Annotated in this window: 16 protein-coding genes; 10 read left to right on the top strand and 6 right to left on the bottom strand. The window is 67.4% G+C overall.

Annotation, left to right across the window (positions count from 1 at the left end; translation table 11 throughout):
* Window positions 1-74: 74 nt before the first annotated feature.
* A complete protein-coding gene (locus tag I0K15_RS15055; RefSeq protein ID WP_196102318.1) occupies window positions 75-1,019 on the bottom strand; it encodes a FliM/FliN family flagellar motor switch protein in 945 nt (314 codons plus the stop codon).
* Between the two features lie 148 nt (window positions 1,020-1,167).
* Here I0K15_RS15055 and I0K15_RS15060 point away from each other — a divergent pair, with 148 nt between their 5' ends.
* From I0K15_RS15060 to I0K15_RS15080, 5 genes are all read left to right on the top strand, one after another.
* Window positions 1,168-1,968 (top strand): flagellar motor protein MotB, encoded by an 801-nt coding sequence (locus I0K15_RS15060; protein WP_196102319.1) that lies wholly within the window; start codon window positions 1,168-1,170, stop codon window positions 1,966-1,968.
* An 84-nt stretch (window positions 1,969-2,052) separates the two neighbouring features.
* On the top strand, window positions 2,053-3,366 hold the full coding sequence (locus I0K15_RS15065; protein ID WP_196102320.1) for a flagellar hook protein FlgE: 1,314 nt from the start codon (window positions 2,053-2,055) through the stop codon (window positions 3,364-3,366).
* Window positions 3,367-3,387: 21 nt separating this feature from the next.
* On the top strand, window positions 3,388-4,830 hold the full coding sequence (gene flgK / locus I0K15_RS15070; protein WP_196102321.1) for a flagellar hook-associated protein FlgK: 1,443 nt from the start codon (window positions 3,388-3,390) through the stop codon (window positions 4,828-4,830).
* A 3-nt stretch (window positions 4,831-4,833) separates the two neighbouring features.
* A complete protein-coding gene (locus I0K15_RS15075) occupies window positions 4,834-5,826 on the top strand; it encodes a hypothetical protein (RefSeq protein WP_196102322.1) in 993 nt (330 codons plus the stop codon).
* A 29-nt stretch (window positions 5,827-5,855) separates the two neighbouring features.
* Window positions 5,856-6,923, top strand: a complete 1,068-nt coding sequence (locus I0K15_RS15080) for a flagellar basal body P-ring protein FlgI (RefSeq protein ID WP_230374144.1) — start codon at window positions 5,856-5,858, stop codon at window positions 6,921-6,923.
* Between the two features lie 109 nt (window positions 6,924-7,032).
* Here I0K15_RS15080 and I0K15_RS15085 read toward each other — a convergent pair whose 3' ends face one another.
* The 4 genes from I0K15_RS15085 to ccmI form a co-directional block, all read right to left on the bottom strand.
* Entirely contained in the window at window positions 7,033-7,707 is a 675-nt protein-coding gene (locus I0K15_RS15085; RefSeq protein WP_196102324.1) for a retropepsin-like aspartic protease family protein, read from the bottom strand.
* 76 nt (window positions 7,708-7,783) lie between these two features.
* Entirely contained in the window at window positions 7,784-8,035 is a 252-nt protein-coding gene (locus I0K15_RS15090) for a DUF1289 domain-containing protein (RefSeq protein WP_196102325.1), read from the bottom strand.
* Complete coding sequence (gene ruvX, locus I0K15_RS15095) at window positions 8,025-8,450, bottom strand: Holliday junction resolvase RuvX (RefSeq protein ID WP_230374411.1); 426 nt, start codon at window positions 8,448-8,450, stop codon at window positions 8,025-8,027. Before ruvX ends, I0K15_RS15090 begins: the two co-directional genes overlap by 11 nt.
* Before the next feature lie 56 nt (window positions 8,451-8,506).
* Window positions 8,507-9,670 (bottom strand): c-type cytochrome biogenesis protein CcmI, encoded by a 1,164-nt coding sequence (ccmI, locus tag I0K15_RS21095; protein WP_230374145.1) that lies wholly within the window; start codon window positions 9,668-9,670, stop codon window positions 8,507-8,509.
* Between the two features lie 172 nt (window positions 9,671-9,842).
* Here ccmI and I0K15_RS15100 point away from each other — a divergent pair, with 172 nt between their 5' ends.
* On the top strand, window positions 9,843-11,090 hold the full coding sequence (locus tag I0K15_RS15100; RefSeq protein WP_196102327.1) for a sarcosine oxidase subunit beta family protein: 1,248 nt from the start codon (window positions 9,843-9,845) through the stop codon (window positions 11,088-11,090).
* Window positions 11,091-11,163: 73 nt separating this feature from the next.
* A complete protein-coding gene (locus I0K15_RS15105; RefSeq protein ID WP_196102328.1) occupies window positions 11,164-11,481 on the top strand; it encodes a hypothetical protein in 318 nt (105 codons plus the stop codon).
* Between the two features lie 43 nt (window positions 11,482-11,524).
* On the opposite strand, the gene I0K15_RS15110 is transcribed toward I0K15_RS15105, so the two are convergent.
* Entirely contained in the window at window positions 11,525-11,779 is a 255-nt protein-coding gene (locus I0K15_RS15110; protein ID WP_196102329.1) for a hypothetical protein, read from the bottom strand.
* A gap of 87 nt (window positions 11,780-11,866) precedes the next feature.
* Between I0K15_RS15110 and I0K15_RS15115 the strand changes: the two genes are divergently transcribed.
* From I0K15_RS15115 to I0K15_RS15125, 3 genes are read left to right on the top strand one after another with little or no spacing between them, the layout of a single operon-like run.
* Window positions 11,867-12,190, top strand: coding sequence for a sarcosine oxidase subunit delta (locus I0K15_RS15115; protein WP_196102330.1), 324 nt, complete (start codon window positions 11,867-11,869; stop codon window positions 12,188-12,190).
* Window positions 12,187-15,180: a sarcosine oxidase subunit alpha family protein gene (locus I0K15_RS15120; protein ID WP_196102331.1), complete on the top strand. Its 2,994-nt coding sequence runs from the start codon at window positions 12,187-12,189 to the stop codon at window positions 15,178-15,180. Before I0K15_RS15115 ends, I0K15_RS15120 begins: the two co-directional genes overlap by 4 nt.
* Entirely contained in the window at window positions 15,173-15,718 is a 546-nt protein-coding gene (locus I0K15_RS15125; protein WP_196102332.1) for a sarcosine oxidase subunit gamma, read from the top strand. Before I0K15_RS15120 ends, I0K15_RS15125 begins: the two co-directional genes overlap by 8 nt.
* Window positions 15,719-15,798: the final 80 nt, after the last annotated feature.

The raw sequence follows: 15,798 nt of genomic DNA on the forward strand, positions 1-15,798 counted from the left end.
CGTAGACTGGCGATGTTTCGTTTGGCAAGAAAATCGAAACATCATCTGAGAATGCGGTTTCGGTCATCGGTTCCTCACAGGTTCTGCGACAGGTAGGCATGCACCTCCGGCAGCATGTCGTCTGTGAGCTTCACCACCTTTTGCCCGCTGCTGCCGCCGAGCCGCGCGGTGCCGAGCGGAACCGCGCTCGACGGCTCGCCGATCAGCAGCTCCATCTCCTCCAACGCGCTGCGCGGGAAGGTGAGGAGCGTGCCGGGCTCCCACGCCTCGAGCTCGCGCACCGGTACGTTCATACGGTGGAGCAGGGCGCTGACGTCGATCTCCGTCTCCCGCGCGACTTGCCGCATATGACTGCGCCACAGGTCCGCATGCTGGTCGCGCTGCTGCGCGGTGTCGTCCCCGCGGCTCGCCTGTAAGGCGTCGAGCACGGCGAGCGGGATCACCAGCTCGAAATCTGCGTTGCGCGCCGCCTCGCCGATATCGAGGTTCATGGCGATCACCAGCACGTCCGCATTGTTCGCGGCCAGCCGCACCTGGGTGATGTTCTGCTCCAGATGTGAGAGTTCCATACGCCGCTCGAGCGGGGCGCCGAGCGCGGTCTCGATCGCGCTCAGGAAGCACTCGATCGCCGCGGCCACGAAGGCTTCGCTCAGCGCCATGTCGATCGCGGTGAAGCTGCGCGCGGTCGGCACCGGCGCCTGTTGCGGGTCGCCGCCCATGCGCAAATCGACGATGTGGTAAACGAGATCGGAGCTCACGTTCACCATCGCCGCACTCTGCATGCCCGGCATCGGCGCAATCCCGAGCATGGCAGGGATCGGCACGTCTTCGGCCACCCGCGTCAGCGGCCGGATATCGGTGCCCGTGATGATCGCGCCCACTGTGGAACGGAACAGCGAGCGCGCCGAGCGTTCCATCGCCGCGGCGAAGTTCGCCGCGATGTCATCGAGCTGCGGCAGGGGCGTGCGCCGCGGCGGGCGCGTGGAGAGTTTCTGGGCAAGGACGCTATCGCGCGGCATTCGGGCCTCCGGCTGGTCTTGCCGCACCATTAACCGTGGAGCCTTAACGCAACGTTGACCTGTGGCACCGCATAAAATGCCCCGCATATCGCAGGGAGCCGTCGGCCAGCCGGGACGTTCGACCCTCGAACACACAGGAGCCCCGACCATGGCCAAGAACGACGCAGCGCCCATCATCATCAAGCGCAAGAAGGTGTCCGGCGGGCATGAGCACCACGGCGGCGCGTGGAAGGTCGCCTACGCGGACTTCGTGACCGCGATGATGGCGTTCTTCCTGCTGATGTGGCTCCTGAACGCGACGACGGACGAGCAGCGCATGGCGCTGGCCGAGTACTTCACGCCCACGATCTCCATCAGTGCGACATCGGGTGGCGGCGACGGGGCGCTGGGCGGCGACAGTGTCCTGACGGAGGAGACGCTGGCCCACAATGGCAAGGGGGCGACCAGCCGGCATCCGACTGAGGAGAACGCCGCCCGCGGCGACACCGGTTCCGTCCCCGTCGAGGGCGGTGACACCGGCACCGGCCCCGGCGGCGCCGGGCTCGAAACGGTCAATGACATGCTGCGCGCGACGGCCGGCGAGGCCCGTTTCGCCGACGATCTGCTGGAGCATGTGAACACCCGCATGACCGACGAGGGGCTCGTGATCGAACTGCTCGACCGGGAAGATATGCCGCTTTTTAGGGATAATGCGCCGACGCCGCGGCTGATCGCGCTGAGCGATCTCGTGGGCTCCGTCCTGCGGCTGCTCATCAATCCGGTTGCCGTTGCCGGTCGCCTGCCCGAGGACGGAACGGGCTGGGGCGAGGGCGCCGCCCGCACCGATGCCGTGCGCGCCCTCCTTGAAAGCGGCGGGCTGCCGGCGCCGCGAATCGCACGGCTGACGACGGTCTCGCAAGGCGACGCGACCGTGGTGATCACCGTGCTCAGGACCGACCTGCCGCGATGATTGCGTCGGATTAGGCATTCCTTAAGGGAGGATGGGGCATGGAGGGATCAGACATCGTCACGTGACTGATGAAAGGATCCAATCGTGAGCATCTCTTCCTCGATGAATGCCGGCGTTGCCGGGCTCTCCGTCAATGCCAGCCGGCTCGGCGCCATCTCCGACAACATCGCGAATTCCTCGACCTTCGGCTACAAGACGGCGGAGACGGATTTCGCGTCCATCGCGCTGGAAGGGAACAACGCCGCCTACACCGCGGGCGGCGTCACGGTGAACACGTTCCGGAATGTCGAGGCGCAGGGCTCCCTGGTCACGACAGGCAACGCCACCGACATCTCCATCTCCGGCCGCGGCCTGCTGCCGGTCACGCCGGTCTCCGCGCTCGATGCGGTGGGCGACCTGCCGCTGCAACTCGTCTCCACCGGGTCCTTCGAGCCGGATGTGAACGGAGTGCTGCGCACGCCCAGCGGCCTCGCACTGCTTGGCTGGCCCGCCAATGCCGACGGCTCGATCCCGCCACAGCCGCGCGACAGCGCAGCGGGGCTTGAGCCGGTGCGGGTCACCTCGGCGCAGCTTGCGGCCGAGGCCACCACCAACATCTCCTTCGGTGCCAACCTGCCTGCCTCCGCAACCAAGGCCGGTGAGCCTGCGACGCCGCTCAATGTCGGCATCGAATACTTCGGCAACCTCGGCACGTCTGAGACCCTGACGGCGACCTTCACGCCGACGATCCCGGGGACGGGCCAGTCGAACACGTGGACGCTTGAACTGAGCGACAGCGCGTCGACCACCAACCCGATGGCGCATTTCGAGATCACTTTCGACGACAGCCGCACCGGTGGCGGCGTCATCGATACGGTCTCCATCCCTGGTGGCACGCCGCTCAATGGCGAGAGCTACGATGCGACCACGGGATTGCTCTCGATCAACGTGGGCGGTGGCCCGCTCTCCATCCAGATCGGCCGGCCCGGCCAGGACGGCCAGCTGACGCAGCTCTCCTCCGAATTCGCGCCGATCGCGATCACCAAGGATGGGGCTCCCGTCGGCAACCTCTCCTCGGTTGAGATCGATGAGAACGGGCTGATGACGGCGATCTACGACACCGGCTTTTCGCGCACGCTCTACCAGGTGCCGCTGGCGGACGTTCCGAACATGAACGGCCTGCGTGCCCTCGACAATCAGGCGTTCGCCCTGACCAGCGAGAGCGGCTCGATGTACCTCTGGGACGCCGGCGACGGTCCGACCGGAACCACGATCGGCTTCGCGCGGGAGAATTCTACGACCGACATCGCCGGTGAGCTCACCTCGCTGATCGAGACGCAGCGGGCCTATTCGTCGAACGCGAAGATCATCCAGACCGTCGACGAAATGCTTCAGGAAACCACCAATATCAAGCGCTGAGGCGCCTGAGAGGAGCCCGTCATGAGCATTTCCGCCGCCCTTGCCAGCGCCCGCTCCGGCCTCGCCATCAACGCGCGCGCCGCTGAACTGGTCAGCACCAATGTCGCCAACGCGCTTACACCGGGCTACGCGCGGCAGGAGCTCGACCGCGTTCCGCGACTCGACGGCGGCGTGGCGTCCGGCCAGGTCGTCGTGGCCCGGGACGCGGGCGCCACGGCGCTCCGCCTGTCGGCCGACAGTGCGGCGGAACAGGCCCGGACAGGCGCCGACGCGCTCGCCCGAGTCGGCGACATCCTCGGCGATCCGGGTGCGGAAACCGGGCTGGTCACGCAGATGACCGCGCTCCTGACCTCCATCGACGAAGCCGCAGCAACGCCGGAGAACGAGGCTCTCCAGCGAAACGTCCTGACTGCCGCGCAGGATGTGGCTAGCGCCTTCGGCGATCTGTCCGAAGGCCTCCGCATGGCACGCGCCGATGCCGACCGAAGGCTCGGCGAGCGGGTCGATGCCCTGAACGGCGCGCTGGAGGGTATCGACAAGCTCAACCGCGAGATCACCGCCGGCAAGGCACAGCGCCGCGACGTCTCCGCACTGGAGCAGGAGCGCGCGGGCCTGGTCGACGAGGTCGCCCTGCACGTGCCGGTTCGCATCATTCGTCGCGACAACGACCAGATCGCGCTCTTCACCCCCGACGGCGCCGCGCTGCTGGACGGCATCCCCGCCCGTTTCGAATTCACCCCGACACCCGTCGTGACAGAGGCGCTGAACGTCACCGATGGCACTCTCGGCGAGGTTCTGTTCAACGGACAGCCCGTGACGCCATCGGAGAACGGTAGCCTGCTGTCAGGCGGCGGCCTCGCTGCCGATCAGTTCCTCCGCGACACCACGCTGCCCCGCATCACGGCAGAACTCGACACGCTTGCCGCCGGCCTGCTCTCGCGACTGGAAACAGCGGACGTCACCCGGGCGCCCGGTGATGCCGCATTGCTGGGTGACGGAAACGTCGCGCATGACCCGCTCGACACCACTGGTCTTGCAGGCCGTCTCGAGGTCAACGCGGTGGTAGATCCGGCGCAAGGCGGACGGCTCCACCGGATTCGCGATGGCGTCGGCGCCACCGCACCGGGCGCGCCCGGCGATGCAGCGACCCTACAAGCCCTCTCTGCAGGCCTTCGCCAACAAGGCACGGATCTCGCGACGATCGGCGATCCCGTCTCCCGCTCGATCCTCGACCACGCCATCCATTTCGCAGCAGCTTTGGGCAGCGAAGCCGCATCTGCCGAGACGGACGCCGCCGCCCGCACCGCAACCCTCGAGGCAGCCCGCACCGTCGAGCTCGGCCGAATCGGCGTCGATACCGACGCGGAGCTGCAGCTTCTGCTGGAGATCGAGACGGCGTACGCCGCGAATGCCCGCGTGCTCGACACCGTCGACAGCATGATCCGCACCCTTCTGGAGATCTAAGCGATGACCGTCACACCCCGCAGCGACCTCGCCGATCTCCTGACGCTCCGGTCCGGCACCGGACGCGTCCAGTCCCAGATCATTCAAACGCAGAAGGAACTGCTCAGCAACCGCTCGGCCAAGCCCTATGGCCTCGGTGGCGCTGCCGCGGAACGCCTTCATGGTATCGAGAGCCGTCTTGCTCGGCTCGAGGCGGACGATCGCGTGCTGACCCTGGCAGCAGGCCGGTGGTCTGCGCAGACCGAGGCCATTGCCGAGATGCGGCAGGCTCTCGGGACCGTAGCGATCGACTTGGCTGGCGCAAGGGATCTCGGTCAGTCGGACCTGACCGAAAGCGCGTTGATCGACGCCCGCGATGGCCTCGATCGGACGTTGGCTGCACTTTCCACCCGGTATGCGGATCGTGCCGTCTTTTCCGGCGCGCAGACCGATCGCGCACCTCTTCCCGATGCGGCAACGCTGCTCGCCGACGCCACCGCATCGATTGGGGCTGCCGCTGATCCGAGCGCCGAACTGGAGGCATACTTCGGTCCAGGTGGGCGACTGGAAACCACGCTCTGGGCCGGTGCTCCGGCAGCTTCGTTGAATCTGGCGAGTGGGGAGCCGCTTCCATCCGACCCGACCGCGCTCGACCCGGCCATTACGGAGCTCCTCAAGGGATATGTTGGGACTTTGCTCGCCGCCGACACCACGCTGCCCGTCGATGCAGCTGAACGCAGCGAACTCGCGGATGCAGGCCTTGACGCCCTCAGCCAGTCCTCCGACGCCCTCGTAGCACTCGAGGCCCGCGTCGGCCGATCGGCAGAGACGGGTGAGCGATTGCAGGCCCGTGGAGCGGCACGGCAGACTTCCCTTGTACTTGAAAGGGATGCTCTTGGTGGTGTTGATCCCTACGAGGCGGCATCGAGGCTCCAGGCTTACCAGGACCAACTCGATACGCTGTTTGTCCTGACCCGCCGCATGAGCGAGCTGTCTCTGACGCGGTACCTCGGATGATTCGCGCTCTTGTTCTAATCGCGATGTGCATGTTGCAGGCCAGCCCGGTGTTGGCAGAGCGCGCGCGGATCAAGGATCTCGTAGAGTTCGAGGGCGTGCGGGGCAACGACTTGGTGGGCTATGGCCTCGTCGTCGGCCTCGACGGAACCGGCGACACGTTGCGCAACACGCCCTTCACCGAGGAGGCGCTCGCCAATCTGCTGGAGAGGCTTGGCATCAACGTCTCCGGTGAGCAGTTCCGGCCGCAGAACGTTGCCGCAGTGCTCGTCACAGGTGTCCTGCCACCGTTCGCGCGCACCGGCAGCTTGATGGACGTTACGGTCTCGACCATCGGCGATGCAGACAGCCTGCTAGGGGGCACGCTGATCATGACGCCACTCAACGCTGCGGATGGCGAGATCTATGCCGTCGCGCAGGGAGCGGTCATTTCCGGTGGTGCCAGTGCCGAGGGTGATGCCGCTTCGGTGACACTGGGTGTGCCGACATCTGGCACGATACCCGCCGGCGCGCGGATTGAACGTGAGATTCCGTTCGTCTTCAACGATATGCAGCGGTTGCGATTGTCGTTGAGGAATCCCGATTTTACCACTGCGGCGAGGATTGAAGAGGCGATCAACGGGCGTCTGGGCCGAGGGTCCGCACGCATGCTCGACCCCGGAACTGTTGAAATTAGCCTGAGCGAGAGCGTCTCTCCGGCTCGGCTCGTGAGTACGATGGAGAACCTCGAGATCGAACCAGACCAGCGTGCGAGGGTCGTGATCGACCAGAGGTCGGGAACGATCGTCCTCGGCGCCGACGTCCGCATCTCCCGCGTCGCAGTCAGCCAGGGAAATCTGACGTTGAGGGTCGAGGAGGCGCCCCTTGCGATCCAGCCCAATCCTTTCACGAACGGTGGCGAAACTGTCGTGGTGCCAAGGACCCGGGTGGGGATCGAAGAGGAGGAGGGCGTTGGCCTCGCTCTAGTCGAGGACGCGGTGACGTTGCCGGAGGTAATCGCTGGGCTGAATGCGCTCGGCGTCGCGCCGCGGGACATGATCGACATCCTGAAAGCCATCAAGGCTGCCGGAGCTCTTCATGCGGAATTTATCGTGCAGTGATTGCCGGAAAACATGCTTCGCCGGTTAAATCAAACGCGTGTAAGCTGGCGTCGTATCGTGAACACGCGTTTTCCCACTGCTCAGTGGCATTCGAACTTCAGCTACGAAACTAGTTCCGCAGCACGATGCGGTCGCGTCGAATGGCGACTTCGTCGAGGCGTTCGATGAAGGACATGCCCAACAAGCTGGAGTGAAGCTGACCGGGGCGGGCGACGGCGCCTTCGACGTCACGGACGACGACGCCGCCGATGCTGATCTCGTCGAACGTGACTGGTGCCACAAAAGACCGGCCGTTGGCCGTCGTGACGGCCATGTTGAAGTCGAGATCGGTGTCCGGCATCCCGATACGCCGGGCGTCGTCGTAGCGGATCAGGACCAGCGAGGCGCCGGTGTCGATCAGAAGCCCGACCGGGGTGTCGTTCACGTCTGCAACGGCGCGGAAATGGCCGTCCCACGCGCGCATCAGCATGACTTCGTTGCGCAGGCTCGGGACGTTCGGCTCGATCTCGACGGGTTGTTCCAGGAGGGAGAGCGCGAAGAGGCGGCCGTGCTCGCGGAAGCTGTACGCACCGGAGATCACCAGCGCCATGACAGCCCAAAGCAGGGGCTGAACGTGAAGCCGGCCCGTCCTCACATGGCTGCGGTAGAGGGAAATCGCGGCTGCAGTGGTGCACAGCACGAGCGCCAGTACGAATTGTGTTTCGGCCGCAACCGTGTCGATGACGCCCGTCACGACAAGCGCGCTGAACGCGATGGCAAGTGCAAGTGTCACCGGCCAGAACATGGCGTCTCCAGAAACGTACCCCTCGAATCAACTCGATCATGGGCCACAACTTGAGGCCGTTTAAAGGCAGTTTGCCTCACGGTTGGGGTTTTGTGGCATTTGTCACACGTGCGGCTCGCCCGCCACGCCGCCGCCGCGTCTGCTGGGCGGCGCGTGCCGAAAGACCGTCCATGACCTCGCGCCGATGCTCGGGTGTCATGCGCGACCACCCTGCAATCTCATCGCGACTGCGGTGGCAGCCGAGGCAGAGCCCGCTTGCGGGGTCGAGCACGCAGACCCGGACGCAGGGGCTCTCGATCTCCGGCCGGGACCAGACGTCATCGCTCATCGTCATGCTCCATATGGTGCAGCCGGTCGAGTAGGCCTTGCAGGATATAGGAGGCCGCGACGCTGTCGATCACCTCGGCCCGGCGCGCGCGCGAGGCGTCGGCGGCGAGAAGGGCCCGCTCTGCGGCGATGGTGGACAACCGTTCATCCCAGAAGGTGATCGGCAACTCCGTCAAGCCCATGAGATTGCGGGCAAAAGCGCGAGTGGACTGCGCGCGCGGCCCCTCGCTGCCATCCATGTTGCGCGGCAGCCCCAGCACGATGCCGGTGACCTGCCGCTCCTCACCCGCGGCGAGCAGGGCCTGCGCATCGACGCCGAACTTGGTCCGTTTGTGCGTGCGCATCGCGGTCGCCACGCCGCGCAGCCCGTCCGACAGGGCGAGGCCGATCGTCTTCGTTCCAAGGTCAAGCCCCATGAGGGCGCCGGTCGCCGGAAGCGCGCTACGGAACTCCGCCACGTCCTCGTAGACGCTCACTGCGTTGCCTCCAGTTCGTCGAGGGCTGCTGCGTCGCCAGCGAAGGCGTCGCGCGCGTCGGCCATGGCCTGTTCGGCGGCTTCGGCCTCGCCCAAGACGCGGTAGGCGCGGATCAGGCGTTGCCATTCGGCGACGGTCCCGCCGTCCTCGGCAAGACGCGCGGCGAGGCCGCCGACCATACCCTCGATCATCTCCCGCTGCGCCTCGGGGTCGAGGTCCTGCGCTGCCGCGACGGCGTTCGCGTCCGGACCGGGTGCCGACAGGCGGGCGAGGTCGTCCGCTGCCGCTGCGCGCAACGCCTCGGGCGTTGTCGGGTTCTCCACCAAATCGGTCAGCCGCGCCTCGGCCCCGGCGCGATCGCCGGCCTGCACCTCGGCACGGGCCTTGTAGTAGGCGGCCCACGGCTCGCCGGGGTCGCGCGCGAGGGTGTCGTCGAGTACCGCTTCGGCCTCCGGCGAGACATAACCGCCCGCCGCGATGATCATGAATTCGGCCAGTGCCGACAGATCTTCCGTACGCGCCTCCGCACCGAGCAGGGCCACAAGGCGATCCTGTGCCTGCCGCCCCTCGAGGTGATAGCCAAGCTGCATGTAGGTTCGCGCGAGCAGCCGCAGCCCCTCAGCATCGTCGGGGCGGCCCTCCAGCACGGTTTCGAGCTGGGTAAGCAAGGCGCGGTCGCGCTCCGACACCTCGGGCTCCGGCGTGCGTGCGGCCACCATGGCCTCGGCAATCGCCTGCGGGGGGCGCTGCGCCATCTCGGCGATCGCCTGAGCCTCGCCCGCGCGGCTTGCGAGCGGCGCATCGGGCCGGCCGGGGGCGCCGAGCCAGAGGTAGATCGCGGTACCGCCAACCAGAACGAAGGCCGTGGAGAATGACGCGATCATCCGTGTGCCCGCCAGCGGCGCCGCTCTCGCGGCATCGGCACGCTCCGCCGCATCGGCTGCGGCGAGCAGACGGCGCGACAGCTCGACGCGCGTGGTCTCCGCCTCCTCCGGTGCCACGACGCCCCGCGCCACATCGGCATCCAGCGTGGCGAGCTGGTCGCGGTAGACAGCGACGTCCGACGCCTCGCCCTCCTCTTCCTGCAGGCGCAACAGCGGGCGGAGCAGGGCCAGCACGACGATGAGGCCGATCAGCAGCGCGATGATCCAGAACAGCATGGGCTCTCCAGCAGGGCTTTCAGCGATCCTACGTATAGCGCCCGGGGGGCTGTCGCAATGCGCGGCGCCCGCGTCGTGAACAGCCCTCGGAGCGGCGCAAAACGGCGCTTGACCGAGCCGCGGTTTTGGCATCACGCAAGGATTGCCGAATTCGACCGGAGCGCCGTCGCCCATGAAACGCTATTCCGCCTTCGCCATCGCCCGCGAGGCCGCCCGCTGGCACAGCGGGTGGGAGCGGGCCTGGCGCTCGCCGGAGCCCAAGGCGGAGTACGACGTGATCGTGGTCGGCGCGGGCGGCCACGGGCTCGCCACCGCCTATTATCTCGCGAAGAACCACGGCATCCGGAAGGTCGCGGTGCTGGAGAAAGGGTGGCTCGGCGGCGGCAATACGGGCCGGAACACGACGATCATCCGCTCGAACTACCTGCAGCCGGGCTCGATGGCGGTCTACGAGAAGTCGCGGAGCCTCTATGAGGATCTGAGCCAGCAGCTCAACTACAACATCATGTTCTCGCCCCGCGGCGTGCTGATGCTCGCGCAGACCGAGCACGAGCTGCGCGCGTGGAAGCGGACGGCGCATGCCAACCGGATCGCGGGGATCGAGAGCCGCCTCGTCACGCCGCGGGAAATCCGGGAAATCGTGCCGATCATCGAGACCTCGGGCCCGCGTTACCCGGTGCTGGGCGGGCTGTGGCAGGCGCGCGGTGGCACGGCGCGGCACGATGCGGTGGCCTGGGGCTATGCGCGGGCGGCCTCCGATCTGGGCGTCGACATCATCCAGAAATGCGAAGTCACGGGCGTCGATCGTGATGCGAACGGCGTGGCCGGCGTGCAGACCAGCAGGGGCCCGATCCGGACGAAGAAGCTCTGCATCGTCGTCGCCGGTCACTCGGGCGTGCTGGCCGAGATGGCCGGGTTCCGCCTGCCGGTTGAAAGCGTGGCGCTGCAGGCGCTCGTCTCCGAACCGATCAAGCCGGTGATGGACTGCGTGGTCATGGCCAACACCGTCCACGGCTACATGAGCCAGTCCGACAAGGGCGAGATGGTGATCGGCGGCGGCGCGGACGGGTTCAACAACTACACCCAGCGCGGCTCCTTCCAGCACATCGAGGAGACGGTGCGTGCGCTGATCGAGACCTTTCCGATCATTTCCCGCCTCAGGATGCTGCGGCAATGGGGCGGGATCGTCGATATGACCGGCGACCGCTCACCGATCATCGGGACGACGCCGGTGCCGGGTGTCTTCATCAATTGCGGCTGGGGCACCGGCGGGTTCAAGGCGATCCCAGGCTCGGGCTGGGCCACCGCGGAACTGGTCGCCGACGGCGCGCCAAGGGCGCTTGCCGCGCCCTTCTCGCTGGAGCGGTTCACCGAGGGTCGCATGATCGACGAAAGCGTCGCCGCGGCGGTGGCCCATTGACCGGAAACGTGGAACGGCGGGTGCGGCGATACGTTGAGATGCGGGAGCATCACAACTTATCGGAGTATTCTGCATGGCTCAGAATCCCAACCCACCGCAACCCGAGGGCAAGGGGGGCGGACCGCAATGGTTCATCATCGGCGGCCTTGTCGTCGCCGTGCTCGTCATCGCGCTGTTCCTGTTCGGCGGCGATGACGCGTCGGTCACGACCGAACCGGCCGACGATCCCGGAACCGTCACCATCGACAACGGCGCCGACGTCGATGCCCGGCCGGAAGCCGAAGCCGCGCCCGGTGGAGAGGAGAACACCGGCGTGCCTGTCGAGGGCGAAGCGACCGTCGAAGGCGGTGGCGACGCCGAAGCCGAGACCGAAACGCAGACCGGCAACTGAGATCGGTTTCCCTGGGAGCGGCCTTCCGGGCCGTTCCCGATCCTCAGTCGAGCCACTCGTCCTCGCAGGACGCGAGGTCGAACTCCTCCTCCATCTCCCCGCACTCCTGCAGGATCTCCGCCGCGCGCAGGCTGGCTGCACGCAGAGCCTCCCGCTCCGCATCCTCGGGCATCGCGGCCATGGCCGGGCGGAACCCGCCCGTGGCCGTATCGCCGATCATGGCCCGCGCTTCCGCGCGCCGGGCCGCAATCACCGGGGCGAGCGCCGTTGCGGCGTCGAAACTCTGTCCGTCGAACATGGCGTTCTCCCTGAACCGTTCGATGTTCCTGTTTTGTACCATCTTGCACCCGGCCGGTCAAACCGCCGTGGTGCCGAGGGTTAAGCCATGCTGAAACTGACCTGTCCCTATTGCGGCGTGACCGGGGAGGAGACCGAATTCCACCCCGGTGGCGAGGCGCATCTGACCCGCTTCGGCCCCGGCTCGTCCGACGACGATTTCCGCGACTATCTCTTCCAGCGGCAGAACCCGCGCGGCGTCCATTTCGAGCGCTGGCGGCACCAGTACGGCTGCGGCAAGTGGTTCCACGCCGCGCGCTGCACCGTGACGCTGGAGGTCTTCGGCACCTATTCCGCACAGGTCTCCGAACCGCCTGCGGACGTCATTGCCGCCATCCGCGCCCGCCGCCCGGACTGGGAGCCTGCCCAATGAGTTCCCGCCTGCCCAAGGGCGGTCGGCTGATCGACCGCGCCCGGAAAGTCTCGTTCTCCTTCAACGGCCGCCATCTGAGCGGCTTTGCCGGCGACACGCTCGCCTCGGCCTTGATGGGCGAGGGGCAGATACTGATGGGCCGGTCCTTCAAGTACCACCGCCCGCGGGGCCCGGTGGCGGCCGGAGCCGAGGAGCCGAACGCGCTGATGGGCCTCGGCAAGGGCGGCGCGTTCGAGCCGAACCGCCGCGCGACCACGGTGGAGCTCGCTGACGGGATGCGAGCCGAGAGCCAGAACCACTGGCCCTCGCTGGAGCAGGACGTGGGCGTGGTAAACGCCGCTCTCTCCCGCTTCTTCCCCGCCGGCTTCTACTACAAGACCTTCATCCACCCGCGCGCGGCTTGGAAGCACGTGTTCGAGCCGGTAATCCGCAAGGCCGCAGGCCTCGGCAAGGCCCCGACGAAGCCCGATGACGACCGTTACGAGCACTTCTACGCTTTCGTCGACGTGCTGGTGGTCGGCGGCGGCATGGCGGGCCTGCAGGCGGCGCTGGAGGCCGGACGGGCCGGGGCGCGCGTGCTGCTGGTGGAGCAGACGGCGCATCTTGGCGGCCGCCTCCTCACCGATCCGGTAGAGATCGACGGGCAGGAGAGTGACGCCTGGCTGGAGGCGACGCGTGCCGCGCTCGACGCAATGCCGAACGTCCAGATCCGCACCCGCATGATGGCCGCGGGCATCTACGACCACGGCTACGTGACGGCGGCGGAGGAGCCCCTGCACGGCCCCCGCCATCGCCTGTGGCGTATCCGTGCGGAGCGTGTGGTGACGGCGACCGGCGCGATCGAGCGCCCGATCTCCTTTGTGGGCAACGACGTGCCGGGCGTTATGCTCGCCTCCGCTGTCCGGGACTATGTGGCGCTGTGGGGGGTGAGCCCAGGCGACCGCACGGTGCTCGTGACCAACAATGACGACGCCTACCGGACCGCCATCGCCCTGCGCCAGGCAGGACTGGAGGTACCCGTGATCCTCGACGCCCGCCCTGCCGCGATCGGCCCGCTGCCACGCCAAGCCCGCGATCTCGGCATCCGGGTCGAGGTCGGTCGCGGCATCGCCCGCGTGAAGGGCGGCAAGCGGGTCGAGGCGGTGGAGATCTGCGCGCAGGCGGGCGAGGGCGCGGTGCTGGAGACCGTGCCCTGCGACGCCGTCGCCATGTCCGGAGGCTGGTCCCCGGTCGTCCACCTCTGGTCCCATTGTGGCGGAAAGCTCATCTGGGACGAGGCTCAGGCCCATTTCCGGCCCGATCCCGACCGACCACCCACCGGCGCGGACGGGCAGGGCTTCGTTATCGCGGCCGGCAGCGCCGCCGGTCCTCTCGATACCGAGGGCGCGATGCAGAGCGGCGCGGCGGCGGGCCGGCGCGCGGGGGAGGAGACGGGGTTCCACCCCGCCGACGAGCCCGCTCCCTCCGCCATCGCCGAGCCCGAGGAACCGATGGAGCCGGTCTGGATGATGCCCGCGGGCGCGAGCATCAAGCTGCGCTCCAAGGCGTTCCTCGACTTCCAGAACGACGTGAAGGTCTCCGACGTGCAACTCGCCGCGCAGGAGGGGTTCGAGAGCGTGGAGCATGCCAAGCGCTACACCACCCTCGGCATGGCGACGGATCAGGGCAAGCTCAGCAATATCAACGGCCTCGCAGTGCTCGCCGACAGCCTCGGCGCTGCCATCCCCGAGGTCGGCACCACCACCTTCCGCCCGCCCTATACGCCGATTTCCATGGGCTCGATCGGGGGTGAGGCGCGCGGTGCGCTCTTCAAGCCCACCCGCAAGACGCCGATGGACGACTGGCACGACGCGCAGGGCGCGGTGTGGGAGCCGGTGGCCGACTGGCGCCGTCCCTACACCTATCGCAGGCAGGGTGAGAGCACGGAACAGGCCGTCCGGCGCGAAATCGTCAATACGCGCCAGCACGTCGGCCTGCTCGACGCCTCGACCCTCGGCAAGATCCTCGTGAAGGGGCCGGACGCGGCGACGTTCCTCGACCTCGTCTACACCAACATGATGTCGAGCCTGAAACCGGGCCGCTGCCGCTATGGGCTGATGTGTACGGAGAACGGGTTCCTGTTCGATGACGGGGTGGTCGTGCGCCTCTCCGATGACACGTTCCTCTGCCACACCACCTCCGGTGGGTCCGACCGGGTGCATGCGTGGATGGAGGAGTGGCTTCAGACCGAATGGTGGGACCTCAAGGTCTTCACCGCCAACGTGACCGAGCAATGGGCGCAGGTCGCCATGGTCGGTCCCGATGCGCGCAAGCTCCTGGAAAAGCTCGGCGGCCTCGACGCGTCGAAGGAGGCGCTGCCCTTCATGTCCTTCACCGAGGGCGAACTCGGCGGCATCCCGGCGCGCGTCTTCCGCATCTCCTTCTCCGGCGAGCTCTCCTACGAGGTGGCGGTACCCGCGGGCCGCGGTCGCGAGTTCTGGGGCCGGTGTCTGGAGGCGGGCAAGGAGCTCGGCGTCATGCCCTACGGCACCGAGGCGCTGCACGTGATGCGGGCCGAGAAGGGCTTCATCATGATCGGGGACGAAACGGACGGGACGGTGACGCCCCACGATCTCGGCCTCTCCTGGGCGGTGTCGAAGAAGAAGGAGGACTTCATCGGCAAGCGTGCGATGGAGCGACCTGATCTCACCCGCCCCGACCGCAAGCAACTCGTCGGTCTGCTCACCGAGAGCGCGCAGGAGGTGCTGCCCGATGGCGCCCACGCGGTCGAAGGGACCGGCGAATATGGCAATCCGCACACCATCGGCCACGTTACATCCACCTATTTCAGCCCGACGCTGAACCACGCCATCGCCATGGCGCTGATCGAGCGGGGGCGCGAGCGGATGGGCGAGGTGCTGAGCTTCCCGGTGGACAAGGACAAGACGATCCGCGCGACGGTGGTCGATCTGGTCTTCTATGATGCGGAAGGGGAGAAGCAGGATGTCTGAGAGCTTCGACGGCCTCGTGCGGGTCCAGCAGATCGACCCGGTGGGCATGGTCACGATCCGTGGCGACCTGACCGATGCGGCCTTTCGCGAGGCGGTGGGGGGTGCCGTTGGCCCGATCCCCGACACGCGTCGGATCAACGGCGGCGCGTCCGGCGGCCTCGCGTGGATGAGCCCGGATGAGCTAATGCTATTTTGCCCCGCCGCCGATGCACCGGCGGCAGCCGTCGGCCTCGCCGACCGGCTCGCCAGGCAGCACCACCTCGCCGTCGATGTCTCGGACGCCCGCGCCGTCTTTCGCCTGACCGGAGCGGCGGTCCGCGACGTGCTCGCCAAGGGTGCGCCGGTGGACCTCGCCCCCGGCCGGTTCGAACCCGGGGAGATCCGGCGCACCCGGCTCGGCCAGGTCGCCGTCGCCTTCTGGCTCACCGATGCGGAGACGGCGGAGCTCGTCTGCTTCCGCTCCGTTGCTGATTTCGTTGCCGAGTGGTTGCGCATCGCGGCGGCAACTGATGCTCCGGTAGGCTTTCACGCCTTGTGACGCTGGGGTTATGGGCAGTTCGCCTTGACGCTCCCCCGGTGCTGGGGAATTGTGGCGAGCGATCCGATACCAACAGGGAA

This window comes from Pontivivens ytuae (assembly GCF_015679265.1).
In the GTDB taxonomy this organism is placed as follows: Bacteria; Pseudomonadota; Alphaproteobacteria; order Rhodobacterales; family Rhodobacteraceae; genus Pontivivens; species Pontivivens ytuae.